The organism is Pedobacter sp. (assembly GCF_037719805.1).
GTDB lineage: Bacteria > Bacteroidota > Bacteroidia > Sphingobacteriales > Sphingobacteriaceae > Pedobacter.
Genome location: NZ_JBBJLZ010000006.1, coordinates 198,752 through 219,320, shown reverse-complemented (window position 1 = coordinate 219,320; position 20,569 = coordinate 198,752). Strand labels below are relative to the sequence as shown.

At 43.0% G+C, this 20,569-nt stretch carries 15 protein-coding genes; 7 read left to right on the top strand and 8 right to left on the bottom strand.

From position 1 onward, the window contains the following. The first annotated feature begins 151 nt into the window (after window positions 1-151). A complete protein-coding gene (locus WKF66_RS20275; RefSeq protein WP_489676331.1) occupies window positions 152-823 on the top strand; it encodes a helix-turn-helix domain-containing protein in 672 nt (223 codons plus the stop codon). 116 nt (window positions 824-939) lie between these two features. On the opposite strand, the gene WKF66_RS20270 is transcribed toward WKF66_RS20275, so the two are convergent. The 5 genes from WKF66_RS20270 to WKF66_RS20250 form a co-directional block, all read right to left on the bottom strand. Then, a complete protein-coding gene (locus WKF66_RS20270) occupies window positions 940-1,872 on the bottom strand; it encodes a HipA domain-containing protein (protein WP_489676330.1) in 933 nt (310 codons plus the stop codon). After that, window positions 1,865-2,203, bottom strand: coding sequence for a HipA N-terminal domain-containing protein (locus WKF66_RS20265; RefSeq protein WP_489676329.1), 339 nt, complete (start codon window positions 2,201-2,203; stop codon window positions 1,865-1,867). Before WKF66_RS20265 ends, WKF66_RS20270 begins: the two co-directional genes overlap by 8 nt. Further along, complete coding sequence (locus WKF66_RS20260) at window positions 2,193-2,405, bottom strand: helix-turn-helix domain-containing protein (RefSeq protein ID WP_489676328.1); 213 nt, start codon at window positions 2,403-2,405, stop codon at window positions 2,193-2,195. The genes WKF66_RS20265 and WKF66_RS20260 overlap by 11 nt, the downstream gene beginning before the upstream one ends. Window positions 2,406-2,699: 294 nt before the next feature. Further along, complete coding sequence (locus WKF66_RS20255; RefSeq protein ID WP_489676327.1) at window positions 2,700-3,266, bottom strand: hypothetical protein; 567 nt, start codon at window positions 3,264-3,266, stop codon at window positions 2,700-2,702. 157 nt (window positions 3,267-3,423) lie between these two features. Then, window positions 3,424-3,591, bottom strand: coding sequence for a hypothetical protein (locus WKF66_RS20250; protein WP_489676326.1), 168 nt, complete (start codon window positions 3,589-3,591; stop codon window positions 3,424-3,426). A gap of 264 nt (window positions 3,592-3,855) precedes the next feature. Between WKF66_RS20250 and WKF66_RS20245 the strand changes: the two genes are divergently transcribed. Beyond that, window positions 3,856-4,674, top strand: coding sequence for a hypothetical protein (locus tag WKF66_RS20245; protein ID WP_489676325.1), 819 nt, complete (start codon window positions 3,856-3,858; stop codon window positions 4,672-4,674). A gap of 70 nt (window positions 4,675-4,744) precedes the next feature. Beyond that, window positions 4,745-8,455, top strand: coding sequence for a PA14 domain-containing protein (locus tag WKF66_RS20240; protein WP_489676324.1), 3,711 nt, complete (start codon window positions 4,745-4,747; stop codon window positions 8,453-8,455). 66 nt (window positions 8,456-8,521) lie between these two features. Here the strand turns inward: WKF66_RS20240 and WKF66_RS20235 are convergent, their stop codons facing one another. Together WKF66_RS20235 and WKF66_RS20230 are read right to left on the bottom strand one after the other, a co-directional pair. Then, entirely contained in the window at window positions 8,522-9,526 is a 1,005-nt protein-coding gene (locus tag WKF66_RS20235; protein ID WP_489676323.1) for a hypothetical protein, read from the bottom strand. A gap of 4 nt (window positions 9,527-9,530) precedes the next feature. Then, window positions 9,531-11,000, bottom strand: coding sequence for an MBOAT family O-acyltransferase (locus tag WKF66_RS20230; protein WP_489676322.1), 1,470 nt, complete (start codon window positions 10,998-11,000; stop codon window positions 9,531-9,533). A gap of 97 nt (window positions 11,001-11,097) precedes the next feature. On the opposite strand from WKF66_RS20230, the gene WKF66_RS20225 reads away from it, so the two are divergent. Next, window positions 11,098-12,825: an IPT/TIG domain-containing protein gene (locus WKF66_RS20225; protein ID WP_489676321.1), complete on the top strand. Its 1,728-nt coding sequence runs from the start codon at window positions 11,098-11,100 to the stop codon at window positions 12,823-12,825. Between the two features lie 562 nt (window positions 12,826-13,387). On the opposite strand, the gene WKF66_RS20220 is transcribed toward WKF66_RS20225, so the two are convergent. Continuing rightward, window positions 13,388-14,833, bottom strand: coding sequence for an alpha/beta hydrolase family protein (locus tag WKF66_RS20220; protein ID WP_489676320.1), 1,446 nt, complete (start codon window positions 14,831-14,833; stop codon window positions 13,388-13,390). 153 nt (window positions 14,834-14,986) lie between these two features. On the opposite strand from WKF66_RS20220, the gene WKF66_RS20215 reads away from it, so the two are divergent. Genes WKF66_RS20215 through WKF66_RS20205 form a run of 3 tightly spaced genes read left to right on the top strand, consistent with a single transcriptional unit; the run spans window position 14,987 to window position 20,492 of the window. Next, entirely contained in the window at window positions 14,987-18,028 is a 3,042-nt protein-coding gene (locus WKF66_RS20215; protein WP_489676319.1) for a SusC/RagA family TonB-linked outer membrane protein, read from the top strand. A 19-nt stretch (window positions 18,029-18,047) separates the two neighbouring features. Then, the gene (locus WKF66_RS20210; RefSeq protein WP_489676318.1) at window positions 18,048-19,583 is read left to right on the top strand and encodes a RagB/SusD family nutrient uptake outer membrane protein; all 1,536 of its coding nucleotides are present in this window, start codon (window positions 18,048-18,050) and stop codon (window positions 19,581-19,583) included. Between the two features lie 21 nt (window positions 19,584-19,604). After that, the gene (locus WKF66_RS20205) at window positions 19,605-20,492 is read left to right on the top strand and encodes a LamG-like jellyroll fold domain-containing protein (protein WP_489676317.1); all 888 of its coding nucleotides are present in this window, start codon (window positions 19,605-19,607) and stop codon (window positions 20,490-20,492) included. Window positions 20,493-20,569: the final 77 nt, after the last annotated feature.

Here is a 20,569-nt window from a genome sequence, read left to right as displayed (position 1 = left end):
AGTTAACTCCATTTTTTTTGGCTTCTAACGGCTTGTTTATCTGGCAGATAATTCTGAACGCAAAATTCATGTCAGCGGTTCTATAAATTTCCCCGTCAATCACGACCATCTGCTCCTTAATGATGCCAAAGACGAGGTCATTTGTATTTACTTGAGCAGTAGTTTCCTCGACAGGTATCTGCCTGGCAATCATCCCGCGTGGGCACAACTAAACGGAGGGATGGCCATGGATACACCCCAGGTGCTCTCTAAACTTAATATGCACCTCACTCCGGAGATTAGCGCGATCTTACAGTGGTTAGATCAAACTACCCATAGTGGATTTTGTGCCCAATTGTTGTTGAAGTCTAAAGTCATTGAACTATTAGCATTACAGATTTCACAGTTTGAATTGACTCAGCTGGAAGAAAAGCCAATACACTTAAAGAAACAAGAATTGGACAAGATGCTTGTAGCAAGGGAAATCATCATTAGTCATACAGGCGAACAGTTGTCATTACGCGCTCTGGCCCATCTTGTGGGCACTAACGAATTCAATTTGAAACGGAACTTTAAGATCGCATTTGGCACTACAGTGTATGGTTATCTCAGCCAGTATAAGATGGAACAAGCCAAGGCTATGTTGATTGCGAAAGATCTCACTGTAGCAGAGGTCTCTTTAAAAATGGGTTATAAATATGCAACCCATTTCAGCACTGCATTTAAAAAGTACTTCGGATACCTCCCTAACAGGCTTAGGTCGGGAAAATTGTCCATATTTTTATTTATTGAAGAAATCTCAGTTGTTTTTGAAGACGTCACCCTGTTATTGGGGAATACGTAGAACGATTTCTAACTTAAATACTTCATCTAAGGAAACCTCTCCACTTTACGAAGTTGTTAGTGAAAACCAATATGGGAAAATTGGTCTTCGCCGATTTCATATATGGGATAAAGATTTTAATAAGATTCTAATCGCGAGCTCCGCTCCAGCCAGATCTTTTTGTAGTTTGCCTTGTAGTCCAGGGACAGGAATGACTGGTCTATCAGCGCAAATACTTTGTCCTGGGCTCCGGTATATTTGGTGATCACCCTTTGAAAAACCTTATCTGACAGACCCAGGGATTTTGCTAGGTTTTCAAAATCCTTTAGCTTGATTTTGCTTTTGCGTCCGCTCAACATCATAGCCATATCGTCTTTGTCCTTTGGAAAGACCAGGGCGCTGTTGATCAGGTCGTATGCCGGTGAGAGCACAATCTCTTCTCCCTGATAGAGGATGGAAAAATTCTTCATGTGCATGTCGCTGTTGCCGCTTAAGAAACTGAATACCAGCAGCTCAAAATAGGCATGAAGGTCCAGTCCCTTGTTACTGCAGTAAGTACTGATCAGTTTGCCACAGCGCTCGTAGGAACTGTCGTATTTCTGTTCGGTCTGAAAGCCGCCTAGCTGGCAAAAATCTTCCATATGAATTTTTTTGTTGTCCTCCCGGTCAAATCTTTTGGCAATGTAGGCCAGGCTGCCGTCTGCTATGGGCATAAGGGCATGCTGGCAGGTTGAGATTTTGAACAGCTCTGCCAGATGCATGGTAAGGTCTTCCACTTCGGGCATAGCCGCAAATTCGGTATTTTGAGGTTTCAGGATGTACCTGCCCCGCAGGCCAACAATAGTCAGGCGCTTCCCGGCAGTATTATTTTCAAGGTCAAGGGACAGTTTGGGTTGAACTCCGGTTACTGCGATCCGTTTCTTCACCGTTTCTTCTGCCAGTTTATCCAGCGTAGTTTTATCCAATGCCAGTTCAGGCATTTTTTCCGTGCCAAAGAATTTCTTGCAGCACCTGGCATGGTAGGTCAGTCCGGGTTCCAGGGCCTGATAACAAAATAAACAATTAGCCATTTGATGCCTCCTCTTCTATGGGTTCAACGGTGACTGCACCGATGGTGTCCATGCATAGGGTGATCAGCAGTTCAAACCGGTGGGTTCTGTCAATTTTCCAATGGTTGCTTGCAATATTCAGCAGCCATCCTTCCGGTATAAGTCCGTCAAAAAACGGGAACAATGTCCGGCTGGTTTTGGTATAGGGGCTCAGTGGCAGGGTTTGGCTGACCGGTTTAGGATGCTCGCTCTTTAAATAGCCCTGATCGTAAGTAAAACTGTATCCGTTATCGGTTTTTTCAAGGTATCCTGCCAGTTGGTTACTGTACAGAACTTTTGCTCTATTGGTCATTTTCTGGTTGTTTATCGGTTACACCAAGTTCCTTTCCAAACATGTTCAGCACGATGTTTACTTTGTCAAGCCGTACCGTTGTTTTTCCTCTTTCCAGTTCGCGCAGGAAGCGGAGTCCGACGCCTGCCTTGAATGCCAGTTCTTCCTGGGTAAGCCTATGCTTTTTCCTGGAATTTTTAATGAATGTTACTATTTCTTTCATATCTCATACCCTAAAGGGTATAAGATATGAATTAATTACCTATTACACACCCTTTCGGGTACAATATTTCAGAATATCAATAATATTGTACCCGTAAGGGTATGTTTTAAGATTTAATGGATTGTTGCTCCCTTTCGGGTATAATTTTATAAGAATGTTTGTCCAGTCTCGTGAATCGGAATGCTGAACTGCGGTATTATTCAAGATCAGGGTAAAAAGCTAAATGCTTCAATGCCCTGATAGCTGGTCTCTATCCATAATTGCGACAAAGAACCGTTGTCTTTGGCGCAGCTATCAGTCTACTTGTTGTTCACCCGCTGGATCAGCTTCTTCTTCACCCGGGTTGAATCGCTTATACATCTCCATATCGAAAAAAGAGGTGGAATTGATTTTGTCTACCTTCAACACAAGGTCCGTTTTTAATTCACTTTGATCAGTAACAGAACCGTCGGCGATGTAAGACGCATAGACAGTTAAGTATTGGGTGGTAAATACCAATTCTTTTTTTTCATCCCTATAGCCACTCAGTGCAGGCGTGATTCTAATATAGCTGGTTGTAAACGGTTTTGGAAGTTCTTTTACCCAGCCTATATACACTTTGCCACTGTCCATAGTAAATTGCAGGAGATGGGCATCGAAAAATGACGAACTTAATAGCAGCTCGAACTCGTTGCCGGCTTTTTCAAGCGAGTTTTTTATTGCCTTTTTCCTGTCAATAAATAGGTTAGCGATTTCAGTAAAAACCACGGCTGCGAATAAAGTAAAGCTAGTGGTGCCAAAATAGGCGGATTTTATTGGCATTAGAGCACCGAGGTATTCAATAAAAGATGGAGAGAGTAGCTGAACAATTGTCCTGAGCATAAAACATACAACTAGGAGAATTATTCCGGCAAAGGCTGAGTTTAGCAGAATCCGCTGGCTTTCTAAGCGGTATTGTATGTAGCGTAGATATTGGAAACGAATTAAAATGTAATAACCGCCCACAAGGGGGAAAATGAGCAGATTAAAAGGCATACGTTTATTTGTTATGCTTTTCGTTCGCGATCTTTTTAAAGATATTAGAGGCCATTATCGAACTGATCATCTGCTGAACCTTAGGCTGACCGAAAAAGTCGGGACTTTTGATGTAAAGTTTGCCGCTGCTATCAGACTGTATAATGTGGCTGAAATCCTTTTTCTTGTCCATTGATCAAATATAACAATATTTATTTTGGTAATAACAAACGATAGAAGTTTTGGTTTACCTGAGACATTGATTATTATGCAGTTAACATCTTAAATGATGGTTCCACCAAAACATTAAGCAACTTCATGCAACCGTCGAGAGTTGCGGTCCTGCCCAATTGTATTAGACAGTCATGGCGTCCCAAAGCGATGTCTATAGCTTTTTAGGCTTTTTGAACAGGAATTCTGTTGATTCTTAGATCAGGAATTTGTATTTTACTTACCGATGAAAAATTTATTGTATTTGCTTTTTTTAGCCTTGGTTATTACTTCATGTGGCAAACGCACTCCTGCACCAGATACTGTCGACAATTACAAACGTGTAACTTCTGAACTTAAGCAGGTTCTACACGTGATGAGCGCCGGAAGTAAACCAGACATTTTCCTATATATGGACTTTCCCAAAAGTACCGTTGGGAAAGCCTCGAAAATTATCGGTTATGACGTTTATTCAGAAGGAGCTCAAATCTATACCGCCACAGGTTTGAATATAGGCTCTGAGGATATTAATAACGGGGCTTATATCTATGGCTTTAAGACAAATGTGCTAAAAGAAGGATGGAACATTTTTAACTATACAATAAATTATGAAGACGGATTCAAGCAAAATGCAAGTGGAAAGTTTTACGCTTTGAAGGATAAGAAAATAGGCACCTGGTGGGAGAAAATTACCTTTGCTTACCTTGACACTGTCCCTGTAACTATGCCTTTTATCGATCGCATTAGCGATCCATCCCAAATGAGACCGGCAACCATTAATTCCTATTTTAGTAAACCGCCTCAATTGGACCTGATTGACGGTCTTTGCGGGGTTTATTATGTAGTTTTCGACAATCAAAAGCACCTGCAAACGATCTTCGTCAGTCATGGATATACTTATAACCTGAATGCAGGTGTGATCAAAGATGATATCCTTAAGGTCTATCCAGACTTCAGTGTCACCAAAACCGGTCACCAATCTTATGTGCTTAACAATCCAGCTTTCAATTTCCGGGTGTATTTTGACGGGAAATCTTATTTTACCGAAATAAAAAAGAATAATTGATGCCTTAATTTTTAAGAAGGTATATAACCTTTGTGCAGCTCGGGATCTGCCTTACCTTTAGTCGAAGATTATGATTAAACATATTTGCAAACTGATACTAGCAGGCTTCTTGAGCTTGGCAACTAGCCATACTAGTGCTCAGCCACCGATTCCTATTCCATTTACATTTAAACAAGCCGGTTTTGTCACCCTGGTAATTGAAGATGCTAACGGTAAACGGGTGCGAAACTTAATCTCAGAAACGCGATTTGCTGCCGGAGATAATACAGCTTACTGGGATGGCCTTGATGATTTAGGACGTGCAAAATCAGTAGTGACTGGCAACCTTGTTACTCCTGGAAAATATACTGTTCGTGGTCTGGTTCGCCCGGAAATTGAGGCGCGTTATGAGATGAGCGTGTACTCACATGGCAAGCCGCCCTGGTATACCGGCGACAAATCAAGCGAATGGCTTACCAATCATACGCCGCCCTCGGCTATTTTATGGGTTCCTGAAAAGAATGCGCCACTACGCGGCGGCAAATCTATCGCTGGTGGCCAGGTTCTGGCGGGCAGTTGGGTTAGTGAAGGCGGTAGCGGCCTGGCCTGGATGGATACGCGAGGCAACAAGGTGTGGGGCCAGGGTTGGGTAGGAGGCGCCTGGACTGGCGTTACAGAATTGGCTCGCGATGCAGGTTCGAAGCCTGTAGAAGGAATTTACGCTTACGCTGCAGTCGCCTGGGACAATGAGCTGCGCCTTACCGAACTGTTACCAAAATCGCTTGGTGGCGGTAATGATGCGCGCATGGGAACTGGTGAGGACAGGCCGCTGTTGACGCCAACATGGAAGTTCCCTGCCGGAACACCAGATCTCAGTGATAAAGGATATGGTGCCCAGCATGGCATCGCCGGTCTTGCAGTGCGTAATGGCCTGCTTATCGCCAGTTTACCGGTAACCAATCAGCTGCTCTTTGTTGATGCACATGCGCACAAAGCGCTTGGCACTACTACAATTAAAGATCCGCGTGGTATAGCTTTTGATTCCAAAGGCCGTTTGCTGGTAATATCGGGCAATCGCGTGCTTCGCTACCAATTATCATCCGATCCAAGAAAGTTATCAAAGCCGCAAGTTCTGATCAATGCTAATCTGGAAGATCCGCAACGCCTGACCTTAAATGCAAAAGATGAAATATTTATCAGCGATCATGGCAACTCGCATCAGGTTAAAGTGTTTGAGCCCGGCGGGAAATTTGTTCGCTCTATTGGCTATCCGGGAAAGCCGAAGCCAGGATTATATGAACCCAATCACATGAACAATCCGCTAGGTATTGCCATTGACGGCCAGAACCGGTTATGGGTAGCGGAGAACGACTTTACTCCAAAGCGTTTAAGCGTGTGGACAAGTAAGGGGCAACTCGTTAGCGCGTTCTATGGGCCGTCGCAATATGGTGGTGGTGGCGAACTGGATCCACGGGACAAGAATCTGTTCCATTACGCAGGTGAAGGTGGAGGTATGACCTTCGGGCTGGATTGGAACAACCGCAGCAACAAATTGCTTAACGTTTATTCGCGCGGAGACTCGAACCCGGCAAACTTGCCGCAAGGCGCCATAGGATCAACGCAGCCGCAAAAAGTCCTCTATCATAATAACAGGCAGTATTTGACTAATGTGTTCAATACCAACCCAACCGGCGGCATTGAAACTGGTTTCCTTTGGACGATGGAAAAAAATGTGGCATTTCCACGCGCCGGGTTTGGTAGCGCTTATGGTTGGGGCGTCCTGGCTTGGACGCTGCCAAACTATAACAAGCACTTTTACGTGCGCTGGACGGGACAAATTGTACCTCGACATAGCCAAATTTATAAGTTCAGCACCCTAACTGATGATGGTGTTCGCTTGTGGATCAGTGACAAGCAGTTGATTAACCGTTGGGAGGAAAAAGGGCTTACCGAAGATTCCGGCACCATCATGCTTGAAGCAGGGAAGCGCTACGACATTACCATGGAGTTTTACCAGAATCAATCGAGTGCCCAGGCTCGCTTATTTTGGGAAAGCAAGGACCAGCCGCGCGAAATTGTGCCGCCAAGCCAGCTTTTCCCTAGCCGGGAGTCCCGGCAAGCGGGAGGAATTACCGGACATTATTTCGCTGGTTCAGTCTACGGAGATTTGCGTGGCACAAGCCACAACGTTCGGCATGTTGATCCAAATATCAACTTTGACTGGGCTTCCGCGGGTCCTAAATGTCTGCAAACCCCCAATGCTGCTGCTTTTCGAGCGCGGTTGCCAAAAGATTACCGTGAAGCAGAGCGTCTTGTCTTTACCTGGTCAGATACTAATAGCGATGCGCAAGCGCAGCCCGCTGAAGTAGATTTTGCTCTGGCCGGATCAGATATTGGGGGTATTACCTTGATGCCCGATCTGTCGTTCATCGTAGCGCGCCTGAACAATAAGGCTACCCGCTTTGCTCCAGTCAGCTTCGATAGCAAAGGCACGCCACGGTATGATTTAAGTCGAGGTCAAGTGCTCGCTGACGGGGCGCAAAGTCCGGTTTCCAGTGGTGGCGACCAAGTAATTCAGGCAGCTAACGGCTGGACGGTGCTAACCAATGCGCCAAAGCCTTTCTCTGCTTATGGTGTTGGCGGTGTCCAGAACGGAGTGGCGAAATGGAGTTATCCAAGCTTGTGGCACGGACTACATGCGAGTCATGATGCTCCTTTGCCTGAGCATCCGGGACAGCTTCTTGGCACTACGCGGTTACTAGGCGGCTTTGTTACACCCAAAGGTTCTGACGCTGGGCCATTGTGGGCGATTAACGGCAACAAGGGTAATGTATACTTGTTCACTGCTGATGGACTTTTTGTCGCCACACTTTTTAAGGATTCGCGCTTGGCTTCGTTTAATGCGCCGGACGAACAGTATAACCGTAAGATGAATGAATACAGTTTGCAGGAAGAAGCTTTTTGGCCATCGATCTCGCAAACATCTGATGGCAACATTTATATCACAGGCGGCACGTCCAGCATCATGCGGCTTGACGGATTAGACGGAATTCGTCGTCTGCCCATAAGTAACCTCGAGGTGTCGGCGCCAATGCTCGAAGCCGCACAGCAGTATTTTCAGCAACAAGAAGCTGTGCGTCAGCAGGCTCAAAAGCAAGGCCCATTGATGATTCCGATCCTTGATGCCGCTCCAGTGCTCGATGGCAAACTGGGCGAGTGGGAGGCGGCTACTTTTGTGCCCATTGACAAGAGCTCTTCAGCTGCCATTGCCATTTCCGGCAACCGACTATACGCCGCCTGGAAAACCGACGATGCATCCCTTCTTAACAACAAGCCCGAATCGCTTTCTAACCTCTTTAAAACCGGTGGAGCACTCGACTTGATGCTGGGCAATGTTGAAGGTGGCCAGCGCCTTTTGGTTGCCAGGGTTGAAGGTCAGCCAATTGCAGTATTGTATCGCACCAGGGATGCACAGGCAGGGACTGAGCCAACCAAGTTCATCTCCAGTTTAGGTATCAATAAAACTACTTCAATAGACCGGGTGGAAAATGTGAGCAAACAAATTGTTCTGGCTCAAGACGGTAATAACTATGAGATCAGTGTGCCGCTAAGCCTACTAAAGCTGCAGCCGCGCCCAGATCAGACCATCAAAGGTGACATTGGCATTCTGAGAGGAAATGGTTTCCAAACCATGCAGCGACTATATTGGAATAATAAATCGACCGGACTGACTTCGGATCTTGCCAGCGAAGCCGAACTTACGCCGCAGTTGTGGGGAAACTTTAATTTTAAGACGCCCTAATTACCTATCGCTCACTAGGGCCTAGTCGTCAAGGAGGCACTGGACAAGATTAAAGAAGCTAGTTTATTAATCTTTCAAGTGCACATCCAGTTTATGTTTAAGGTAATTAGACATAAACATAGCGCCTGTTTTGTTTAAATGACTGGCGTCATAAAAGTAAGTATTTGGAAGGGACTCGTACTTAGTGTCAAAAATCATCCTTGGGTACTTACGCTGTAAGTCGCGTTTAAAGCGTTGATATTGCTTCCAAAATATTTTCTTTTCTAAATGTTTCAGACTCGCATGATTAATAGGAGGTATCAGAAACAAAATTGATGCTCCGTTTTTAACACTTAAATTATAGATCGAGTCTACATAACTCATAATTACCGGATTGGGGTCAAAACGTTTTTTTATTCCTTCTATTCCAGCTTCTGCATTAAGTTGGTCGCATGAATCCAGTTTCATTGGGTTGTTGAAACCTTTTGTTTCAGCCATCATTTTTAGAGCTGACGGATCGTAATCATTTTGCTTTAAGTTTTCTACGAACGTTTCTCTGAGTATAATTGGATTCTGAAAATAAATGGCTTTTCTTTTTAAATACAAACTGTATTTCGGTTTTTGATTATCAATGGTTCTTCCAAATTGCCTCTCAACAGCTTCAAGGTAATTGATGTCATCCTTAGAAGGTAAAGCATACGGCAAGGTCCACCTTTCCAATCTCTCGCTTTCGAGGTAATGATATATTCCAAAACTGATAATTAGTGTGTCAATGTGATTGTTCAGATAAAACTGTTTTAATACGGAATATCCTTCAAACGGAGTGGTTCCGCTTATAGCCAGGTTGAGTGTGTTATGTCCGATAATGATTGGGTTGAAACCAATCATAGCTCTTGAATCGCCAATAATCACATTTGTGGTTCCTGAATAAGAACTATTGATCAGCTTTTTCTTGTATTTCCACATAGCGTACATTGTGCTTTCTCCCAGCATTTTTCCGAGATTCAACTTCGTAACGATGTAAATCGTCGCATAGCCAATAAATGCAACTATAACGAGGTATATCAAAATACGTCTTAGAAACTTATTCATAAAGTCAGAATTGGAAGTAAATAAAACTATTCCTCTTACCAAAATAAAAGAGAATTAAAATGCCTAACCCAATATAGAACAGGTTCTTATACCATACGTTTTTAAATAATAATTGTCGCTCATTATGTCTAAAGTTCCAGTCGATAATTAGCAATGGGAGTATATATGCAAATGAACTAAGGCCTTGTGGTAATGTGAAAAACTGCTTTGGACTTTCAATCGTGCTAATGATGATTTGTTGAACGTAACCCCAGGCCGACCTAAGGCTCTCAGATCTGAAAAATATCCAGGCAAAGGTGACAAATGCAAAGGTGGAGAGCATTTGAAAAGCTTCTTTTATTGTAGGGAGGCTTGATGATTGTGCAACTACATCACTGATGTACTGCCGGTTCCGATTTAACAATAATAGCGGCAAAAAGCCACAAGCGTGGATAAATCCCCATGTAATGAAGTTCCAGCTTGCTCCGTGCCAAAATCCACTTACCAAAAATATAATAAATGTATTCACTACTGCTCTTGCCTTTCCTTTTCGGGAGCCCCCAAGTGGGATGTATAAGTAATCCTTAAACCAGGAAGAAAGTGAGATATGCCAGCGTCTCCAGAATTCGGCAATGTTCCGCGAAAAGTAAGGGAACTTGAAGTTGCTTAACAATTCGAATCCAAAAAGCTTAGCGGTACCCAAGGCGATATCCGAATAGCCGCTAAAATCTCCATAGATCTGGAATGCAAATGCGACTGCACCGATCAATAATGTGAATGCATTATAATCTTGGTAATTATTGAAGATTTGGTCGGCTATCACCGCAAGACTGTCGGCAATCACCACCTTCTTGAACAAACCCCATAAGATCAGGCGGCACCCTTCCACTGCCTGACTGTATTTAAATGTTCTTTTAGATTGAACTTGTGGCAAAAGGTGATTTGCTCTTTCGATGGGTCCTGCTACCAACAGCGGAAAAAAAGATACAAAGACAGAATAATCAACAAAGTTTGTTACCGGTTTTCTCACGCCACGATAAATGTCAAACACATAAGACATTCCATGAAAGGTGTAGAACGAAAGACCCACAGGTAAGGCAATTTGCAGGAAAACCGGATTGGTGTGAATGCCAGCTGCTTCGAATGCTTGCTGAAACTGTAATGCAAAGAAATTGTAGTATTTGAATATGCCCAGAATCCCTAGGTTATTAATGATGCTGAGCCAAAGGAAGAACTTAGATTTCGTTTTGTCGCTAGAACCTACCCCAAATCCATATAAGTAATCAAGAAGTGTCGAGCCAATTAAGAGTAGCAGAAACCTCTCACTCCACCCGCCATAAAAAACATAGCTCGCAATAAGAATCAGGATGTTCTGCCATGTGAGAGATTTATTAAAAACGAACCAGTATAATAAGAAAACAATCGGTAAGAATACAAGGAAGCTGGTAGAATTGAAAAGCACGAAAAGTCCTTTGGTCCGACATACCCTGAACACTTCCTATAAACCTTTGTTTAATCTATTTTAGGATACAAAACCGGGAAATCGTAATTACGAAAGCCATTCTCTATATTAGATAATAAAATCTAAATTAATGCACATTCTCCATTTTTCGGCGGCTATCCGCCATAGGCTTTTCATGCCTACACTGATCTTATCATCTATTTTAATTTTATTGAGCTGCGGGAAGGACAAAGCACCAGCGCCCGAAATTCCTCCTGCTGAGGTGGAAACTTCTGCATTAACATTCAATAGCCCAATAGGGGTTGATGTGGTTGGGAGAATTACTAATCCCGGAAGCGGTAAAATTACCGATCATGGATTTATTTACTGGTTCAATGCCGAGGACGAAATATCAAAAGGGACAAAAGTTTCTCTGGGAGAAATTACCTCTGGGTTTTTCACCACTTCAATTAATAGCTTGAAATTCCCGGAAGTAAATGGGCTTCAAGCGCTATTTGTTGTAAAAGCTTACGTAACCGATAAAAATGGAACACGATATGGCCAGGTATTTTCTAGCCGCTATACAGGCACAGTTGTCTCAAGTATTGTTCCTAATGAAGGGAAAACAGGCGATTTAATTACTCTTTCCGGTGTTTATAAAGGCTTAACTGCAAATGATATTAAGATCACTTTTGGGGGAATACAAACATTAGTTAAAAACATAACAGATAATGAAATTACTGTCGAGGTGCCAACAGGGATTCCAGTAGGACATGGGCAAACAGTCGAAGTCAGGTCTTCGGTAGCAGGAGTCACCGCTATTGTCTCTTATGAGTTTAGGATCTGGGCGAACATCAAGGACATGAACCCCAAATCCGGACCTATTAATACCAAGATCAGATTTACCGGAGATAACCTCCCGTTATCAAAAGATGCATTGTTTGTTAATTTCGGAGAGCGTTCAGATGTTACTGGAAACTCCGGTTATGATCATGGATTTTATGTTAGTGTTCCTGGACAAATCCGGACTGAGAAACTAGCGCTAAGCTATAATAAAGGCAAGGTAAGTGCAGTATTGCCCTGGGAGTTTAGCTTGACACCACCTGCAATTAGATCCATTAGTCCAAATCCAGCATTAGACTTGCAGGTAATGACCATAGAATTGGATAACTATTTATATTTACAAAAAGGTTATAACGACTTTTCTGTAAAAGTCGGAAATTTTGACCAATGGGTTACAGCGGATGAAGATGGTAAGTTAACGTTCAGGTTAGACCATAATGCCAAATATCTTACCGGAAGTAGCTATCCTGTTTCCATCGCTTTCGGCCCGCATACAGTAAGAGCTTCTAGTCCACTTACCATTACCAAACCAGAAGCCACTGGATTTTCTCCTAAAACGGGCGCCCCTGGGACACCAATTCTTATCACAGGAAAATTTGCAAAAGGAGCAACTTATTATGTAAAGTTTAACAACAGTGGAGGACTATCTTTTGATGCTGTTTCAGACTCTAAAATAGCAGGAAGTGTGTATATGGGTATGGAGCCAAAAAGCTATACGTTGAGTATAACAAATGACGCTGGAGATGTACCTGTCCCGGGTGGGCTTTTTGAAGTGCTGCCTACCAAATTTATTAGTGTTTTACCTGTATCTGCAACTGCAGGATCAACCGTTACCATCTTAGGTGAAGGATTTGAGAGCAATGGTGGAACCATTACTGCTAATTTTGCTGGTCATACTGCTCATGTAAGTTCAGTTACTTCAAATAAAATTACCCTTGTTCTTGGGAATTTAACCCCGCCGGGAACATATCGTATTAAACTGGACTGGGGTCTAAGCATCTATGACACCGGACAAAATATCACCGTGGTTCCGTAATGATTCATCGGTAGTAGATTTGAGAAGCAATCGGGCAATTTCAACCAGCAGCTTTTCACCAAATAATGACCGTTATTAAATTGGCTGAAACGTCTAGACCTATTTCAAGTAGTTGTCAGGCGCAGGAATCTCTGTGTCTGGAACCCAACATTTAAATCCTTTTCTACATGTGGCATTGGTTCGTCACACGGTATAGGTTACACCGGTCTTGGCAGGGCATTGAGTTGGGGTTGGACCGGCTTAGGACGAACCAATACCGAACCAACCCCGGACCAACACCGGACCAACCCCGGTTCAACCTACTACTGTCCTACACTTGTACTATACTGAAATAAGTTTACACTAAAAGTTTTGTTACTACTCTGTGTTTACAATAAGATTCCTGTTCAACCTTTTTTGCGCATCACGTATGATGCTATCTTTAACAACAATCTTCTTGCTCTCCGGGCCTCAAAAGCGCAAAGTCTTCTAGGGGCATTGCGGTTATGCTGTTGATAAAGGCTATGACTCTTTCCATTTATATAATTTAGCGATAAGAATTGGAAATAGCTTCGCTTATATTTTAGCGCTTATTAATCCAATCAACAACTTTTGCAAGTGCGATTGGACTAACGGTCTCCTCAATCTCACCATACTCTATTACTCCTCCTGTCTTTGCAGTTTGAAAAAGGTGGTTCAGACCTGTTAGAGGCAATACTTCAAAGCGTTTGTTTCCAGCTTTCTTTAGGCTGTTGGTAATCCCATCAAGGTTCTCTTTATAGCTCACCTGCATATCCAAAGTTCCATTCAGGGCTAGTACCGAACATTTTAATTTGGTAAGATACGCCGTTGGATCAAATGAGATAAAGTATCGAAACCAAGGTCCCGATATCTGGCTAACATTGGCTGCTACTTGTTTATCAATCTCTGCTTTCGATAACATGCCTGCTCCGCGGCTACTTAAATCTGCACTAAGCGCACTATCCAGTTTTATTTTTAATGCATCCACGCCTAGATTCCTATGGGATTTAATAAGTTGATAAAGTTTTCCATTACTTGCCGTGTTTACTTTAATAACACTATCAGCCGCACCAAGCAATCGCATTTGGTCGGCCGACTGCCTTACAAGAACTTCTGTAGTAGGAATTCCAGGAGCTGCAAGCAAAACTACAAATCCAATAGTCTGGTCATCAGCAGCAACCATTGGGGCAATCATTCCTCCTTCACTATGTCCCATCAAGCCAATGCTTAATTTTGCAAGATCACTTCGGGATTTGAGATAAGCTATTGCGGCACGAACGTCATCTGCAAAGTCCGCACTGGTAGAGGTACCAAAGTTTCCAGTTGATTTACCTACTCCACGATCGTCGTAACGCAACACTGCGATCCCTTGTCGCGTTAGCCAGTCACTCCAAACTAAAAATGGGCGGTGATTAAATTGCACCACTTCTTCATTTCGGTTCTGCGGGCCGGATCCTGAAATCAGGATCACTATCTTTTTGGTCGCCCCTCTGTCTTTAGGCATCGTCAGCGTTCCGGCAAGTTGAACGTTTGCTTTTGTGTTATTAAATGTTACTTCCTCCTGAAGATAGGAGATATCTGAAGGGTCTTGCGCACGCTTAACGGATTTTGCTCCAGGAGAACTGTTGCTGCCTGAATAAGTTGAAGCGGTAACTTTATACAACGTTAGAGGAATGCTACCCGGTCCCTGACTGAACGTTCCAGTGATTCTGTTGCTGTCTGCCTGGTAAGTCCCTACATACTTCAGTGCGAGCTTTGATGCCTCTATGATAATTGTGTTATCTGAGACCACCGTTTTATCGGTTAACAACCCTTTTGCACCCTGATCTGGACTGTCCATCGTAGAAGTATAAACGCCCGCTTTTTCTGAAATATGAAGTACAAGGCGAAGTTTAAGGTTCTGGGCTCCGGGAATATTTAGTACCCCATTCCAGTCTCCAACAAAATTTTGTGCCTGGGTGATTTCGCTAAGCAAGAGTAACGATGCGATAATGATTATCTTTTTCATAAGTCTATGTAATAGCTAAAGATAAACATCACAATACCAGATAAACAAAACAAATTGAAGCTTTGATGTATTGATGTCAAGGTATTTTATTTGATTTCCACCAATATTCCTTCAAATTTTCTACCATCAACTAATCAATTTATTTATCGAGCCATGAAAAGAATTTTTACACAACTAGCCTTAGTGGTTGCTATCTGTTTTCTCTGTGTTTCCGTTGCTGTTGCTCAGAACATTACCGTAAACGGTACAGTCACAGATGGAAAGTTTCCTATCCCAGGGGCAGGAGTAATCTTAAAGGGTACCACCACTGGAACAGTCACCAATGCGGAAGGCAAGTTCGCTATTAGTGTACCTGCTAATGGTACACTTGTAATCACCTACATCGGATATGAGTCCAGGGAAGTATTGGTGAACAATCAAACCACAATTAACGTTTCCATGATTACTTCTTCACAGGATCTGGAGCAAGTCGTTGTTGTCGGCTATGGTACCCAAAAACGAAAGGACCTGACAGGTGCGATTTCCAGCGTGAGTGGAGAAGACCTCGCCCGTCTGCCTGCTGTAAATCCACTAGCTTCCCTACAAGGAAAAGTAGCGGGATTAACAGTGGTCAACTCAGGCGGTGCAGGATCGCAGCCTGTCATTAGGATCAGGGGAATCAGTAGTACAAACAGTGCCAACCCCTTATACGTAGTTGATGGATTATTGCAGGACAATATAGACTATCTGAATCCGGCTGATATCGAATCTATAGATCTTTTACGTGATGCCTCTTCCTCTGCCATTTACGGTTTACGAGGTGCCAATGGGGTAATAGCAGTGACTACCAAGCGTGCCGCCCGTGGACAAACCACCGTTAACTTCGTAAGCAATGTGGGTGTTCAAAGTGTCGTGAATCAAATTGATGTGGTCGATGCTGCCGGCTTCAAGCAACTTTACTCTGCGCAGCTGGCAAATCTGGGTGCTGCCCCCTTTGACTATACTAACTATACAGGTAACACGGATTGGCAAGACTTGATTTTTCGAAAAGGTGTTATTAGTTCGAACAGTCTCACTTTCTCAAATAGTGGAGATAAAACCACTACACTCATCAATTTTGGATATAATACTCAAGAGGGTGTATTAAAGTATGAAGACTATCAGAAATACGTCCTGAGGATGAATGAGGAGATCAGAGTAACTGATAACTTCAAAATTGGAGGAAACATTACCGGTTTTCACGAGAAGAAGAACCCAACAGTTGCAGGCTTAAACAACCCTGCAGGTCCAGGCTTAAACAACGCTTTGTGGGCTGCACCTATTGTTCCTGTTCAATTAAATGACAACACATACTATGCTATGCCATCGTTTCAACGGGCACAAGTAGGCAATCCTATTGCCTCCATAAATAGGAATAACGGAACCAGTGTAAATAAAAATTATCGCTTCAACGGAAGTGTGTTTGCAGAACTTAGAGTGCTTAAAGACTTCATTGTACGCTCTACCCTATATGCTGATTATGGATATGCGCACAGCAGAGGATATAGTCGTCCGCCATTTGCATTCATAAATATTGGAGAGAATGGAGGAGCTACCGAGACTACTACGGATAACCAATTCCGTTCGTCAATCAGTCAGAATCAATCTGAAGCTCACCGATACCAGCAGGATCATACCATTACATATGAGAAGGAGTTCGCCGGAGGCCATAGGCTGACTGCCTTAGCTGGTTTTACCAGCTTACGTTGGGCAAATTCTCTTGTAAGTGCCTCACGCCAGGACAGTACATTGATTGTTCCTGGAGATCCTGATCTTTGGTATTTAAATCTGATTAATGTTAACAACACCCTAGGCAACGCAGGTGAGGGTGCTGAAGAAAGCACAGCTGGTGGATTTGCACGTGTTAGTTATTCCTACAACAACAAATATTTATTCAATGGAACCATTCGTAGAGACGGAAGTTCAAGATTCTCTCCTGAAAACAGATGGGGAACTTTTGGTAGTGTTGGTTTAGGATGGATTGCGAGCGAAGAAAGCTTTTTCAAGGATAATATAAAAGGAATCGAATACTTAAAATTACGTGCTTCCTGGGGAAGGTTGGGTAATTCAAATGGCGTGCAAGGAAACTTGTTCCAGCAAGGTTTAACTACCGGCGCAACGGCAGTATTTGGCGACAATGTCTATACCTCCGTTCAAAATGCTTATATCCCAGATCCAAATTTGAGGTTTGAAATTGTTCAGGGAACGGATGTCGGATTAGATGTACGCGCGTTAGACAGCAAATTGAACGCAGAAATCAATCTTTACGATAAGACTACGGATGGAATCCTGACCAGTTTCCCACTTCTTGCCGGTCAGTTACCCTTCTTTACCAATCTTGGTAAAATAAATAATAAGGGTATCGAGGTTACATTAGGATGGACGGACAAGATCGGAGACGACTTTAGCTATAATCTCTCCGGTAACTTTAGTTACAACAAGAATAAGGTAGCCTCATTAGGCAATACCACTGAGTTCCAGATCACTGGAAATAGCGGTGTGAATTTGACCAATACTGGATATTCCATCGGTTATTTTTATGGATATAAACAGGTTGGAATTTACCAGTCTGCAAGAGACCTGTTAACGCAACCTGCCTTTGCAAATTCTCTTCCTGGTGATATCGCTTATGAGGACATTAATGGAGATGGAATTATTTCTGCATTAGACAGGACTTATTTAGGTACTCCATTCCCGCCATACAGTTATGGTTTGAGTTTGTCCTTAGGTTACAAAGGCTTTGATGCATTAATAGAGGGTCAGGGAGTGATTGGAAATGAGATCTTTACGCAAAGACGCACGAATAACTTCGCTGTATTAAATTATGAGTCGAATAGACTGAATGCATGGACTGCGCCGGGCACTTCAAATGTGGAGCCTATCCTTGACAATACACGTGGGAACAACTTCCAATTCAGCTCCTATTATCTGGAGCCTGGAGATTATTTTAGATTGCGTACTGTTCAATTGGGTTATGCCTTTGCTCCAGAGCTTCTAAATACGATTGGCGTTAAGAGATTACGTGTTTATGTAAGTGGGCAAAATGTTGTGACCTGGAGCAAAGCCACAGGTTATACCCCAGAAGCGCAAATTGGCAGCATTTTAGGCGGTGGAGCAGACAACGGAGTTTATCCGGTACCTGCTATTTATTCCTTCGGTTTGAATGTTACTTTCTAATTATTTAAGACTAAGAATTATGAGACTATCTAATATAACTAAAAGAAATCTTTGCATCACGTTGATGACGGCAACGATTATTTCGGTAAATCCGGGGTGTAAAGATTTCCTGGACACACAAAGACAAGGAGAATATACTGCTGATAATTACCCTTATCCAAAGGGATCTGGTCCCTATGACACTAATTTATTCGCAGCATACAATGCATTAAGGGCTTATAATTATGTCTCGGACGGCTTTATGGTGGCTACAAGTATCAGGAGCGATGATGCGGATAAAGGTAGTACTCCAGCTGATGGTGGCGCAGATGTGATTGCTATGGATAATTTCCCTGTGTTGACCAACGGACGAGTGAATACTTTATGGACTGAATACTTTACTATGATCAATCGTTGCAACGCGATTTTAGTAGCGATTGAAACCAATACAGATATTGCGGCAACACCATTACAAAAAACAACCGCTGAGGCAGAGGCTAGATTCCTGCGTGGTTATTCTTACTTCTTTCTGGTGAGGGCATTTGGAAGAGTTCCTAAAATCGATAAAGTTCAGGAAGTAACTTCGAATATCCCACAAAGTTCCCCTCAGGAGATCTATGCTTTGGTTGAAAGTGACCTTCAGTTTGCGGCTGCTAATTTACCTTTAAGTTGGGACAGAAAGTTTGTGGGTCGTCCAACCAGCGGTGCTGCAAGCGGAATGTTAGCCAAAGTATACCTGACGCAACAAAAATGGGGTTCTGCCATGGCGTCTGCTTCTATGGTCATGAATTCTGGTCAGTATGACCTAAGTACTTCTTACACTATGATATTTGGTGAAAGCGGAGAAAATAGTAGGGAATCAGTTTTTGAGATACAAGGTACTGCTAGTGCGGCAGTTCCGGAAACTAACGGTGTGCAATACGCAAACATTCAAGGCGTAAGGGGATCAAATGAATGGAATTTAGGATGGGGCTGGAACATGCCTAGTGCAGCTTTAGAAGCTGCTTATGAGCCTGGGGATCCAAGAAGAACACGTACCATCCTCTATACCAGTACAGCAACTACTCCTGGTGTAACAATCTATGGTGAGGTTACCCCTACAGGTTTACCAAATCCAAAGTATAATCAAAAGGTATTAACCAATCCTTCTTTCAGGTCGTTATACAACAGTCGTGGCGGATGGTGGATGAACGTTCGGATCCTACGGTATGCAGATGTGGTTCTAATGTATGCTGAGGCGGCGAATGAACTTGGAGGAACTGGAAATATCACCAATGCTTTAGGTGCATTAAATAGCGTACGCGCCAGGGCAAGAGGTACTAATAATGATATCCTTCCTAACGTAACCACTACCGATCAAGCTGTTTTAAGAGACGCAATTCGTCATGAAAGAAGGATTGAACTGGCCATGGAGCACGACCGTTTCTTTGACATTGTAAGGTGGGGAATCTCTGGAGCAGCAATGCAAGCCGCGGGTAAAACGAGTTTCAACCCGGCACGGGATAATTTATTACCTATCCCACAGCAGCAAATTGACTTAAGTAGAGGTACGCTCACTCAGAATTTTGGTTATTAATCTCCGTTAAAACTTTAGAAAATGAAACTATTCCATTCTTATAAAAAATACTGCCTGTTGGGAATCGCCCTCTCGGCAGTAGCCTTTTCTGCCTGTAAAAAAGACGGAAATCCAAATAACCTTCCTGAGGTTGACGCAAGCAAATACGCTGGAACAGTCGATGGATATGCATCTTCAGACGAAGTATATAAAGAAAATCTTGTTGCTTACTTTCCTTTTGATGACAATTATAATGAAGTCATTAGTGCCACTACGCCGACAGCTACTGTCGGCAACACACTTGTAGCCGGTATTAAAGGCAAAGCTGCAAGCCTGAATGCAGGATATTTATACTACGGGACGCAGTTTGCAGCTTTCTGGACAGAAGTCTTTAAAAGTTTTACAATCAGTCAGTGGGTTCAGATCGCTAACAATGGTTCAAAAAGAACCATGTTATTTCAACTGGCAAGGCCTGGGATGTTGACCGGGAACATCAACATCAATTTAAATACCCAGGCACGGCCAGCAACCAATACAGATTTCCTAGGCATTCAGCCTGTTTTCACAACGGTTGGAGGCGGCACGCAGGACAACGCTAATGCAAATGCATCTCCGAAAATTGGCACTATGACCTGGGCGCATATTGTGATCAATTATAATGGCTTGACGGGTCGTTTTAATATTTTCGGCAATGGTGTAAATATCGGTTCCTATTCTGATCGTGGAGTAGACAACAACCTTTTCAAGTCTTACGAGCCCAATGAAGTCATTGTAGGTGGAAACTATAATGTAATCCCAGGTAAAGTTGTCAATACAGACGCTTCTTTTGCCGCCATGACTGGTAATGTTGATGAGATAAGAATTTACAATACTGTCTTACCGGATGCAATTGTGAAGGCACTATATAATCTTGGCGTTGCAGGCAAATAATTTGCACGCACAAAGTAATTATTCTGATCTTCAACTTAATTATATTCTCAACAGCTGGCTTTAAATTTCAGTCGCTT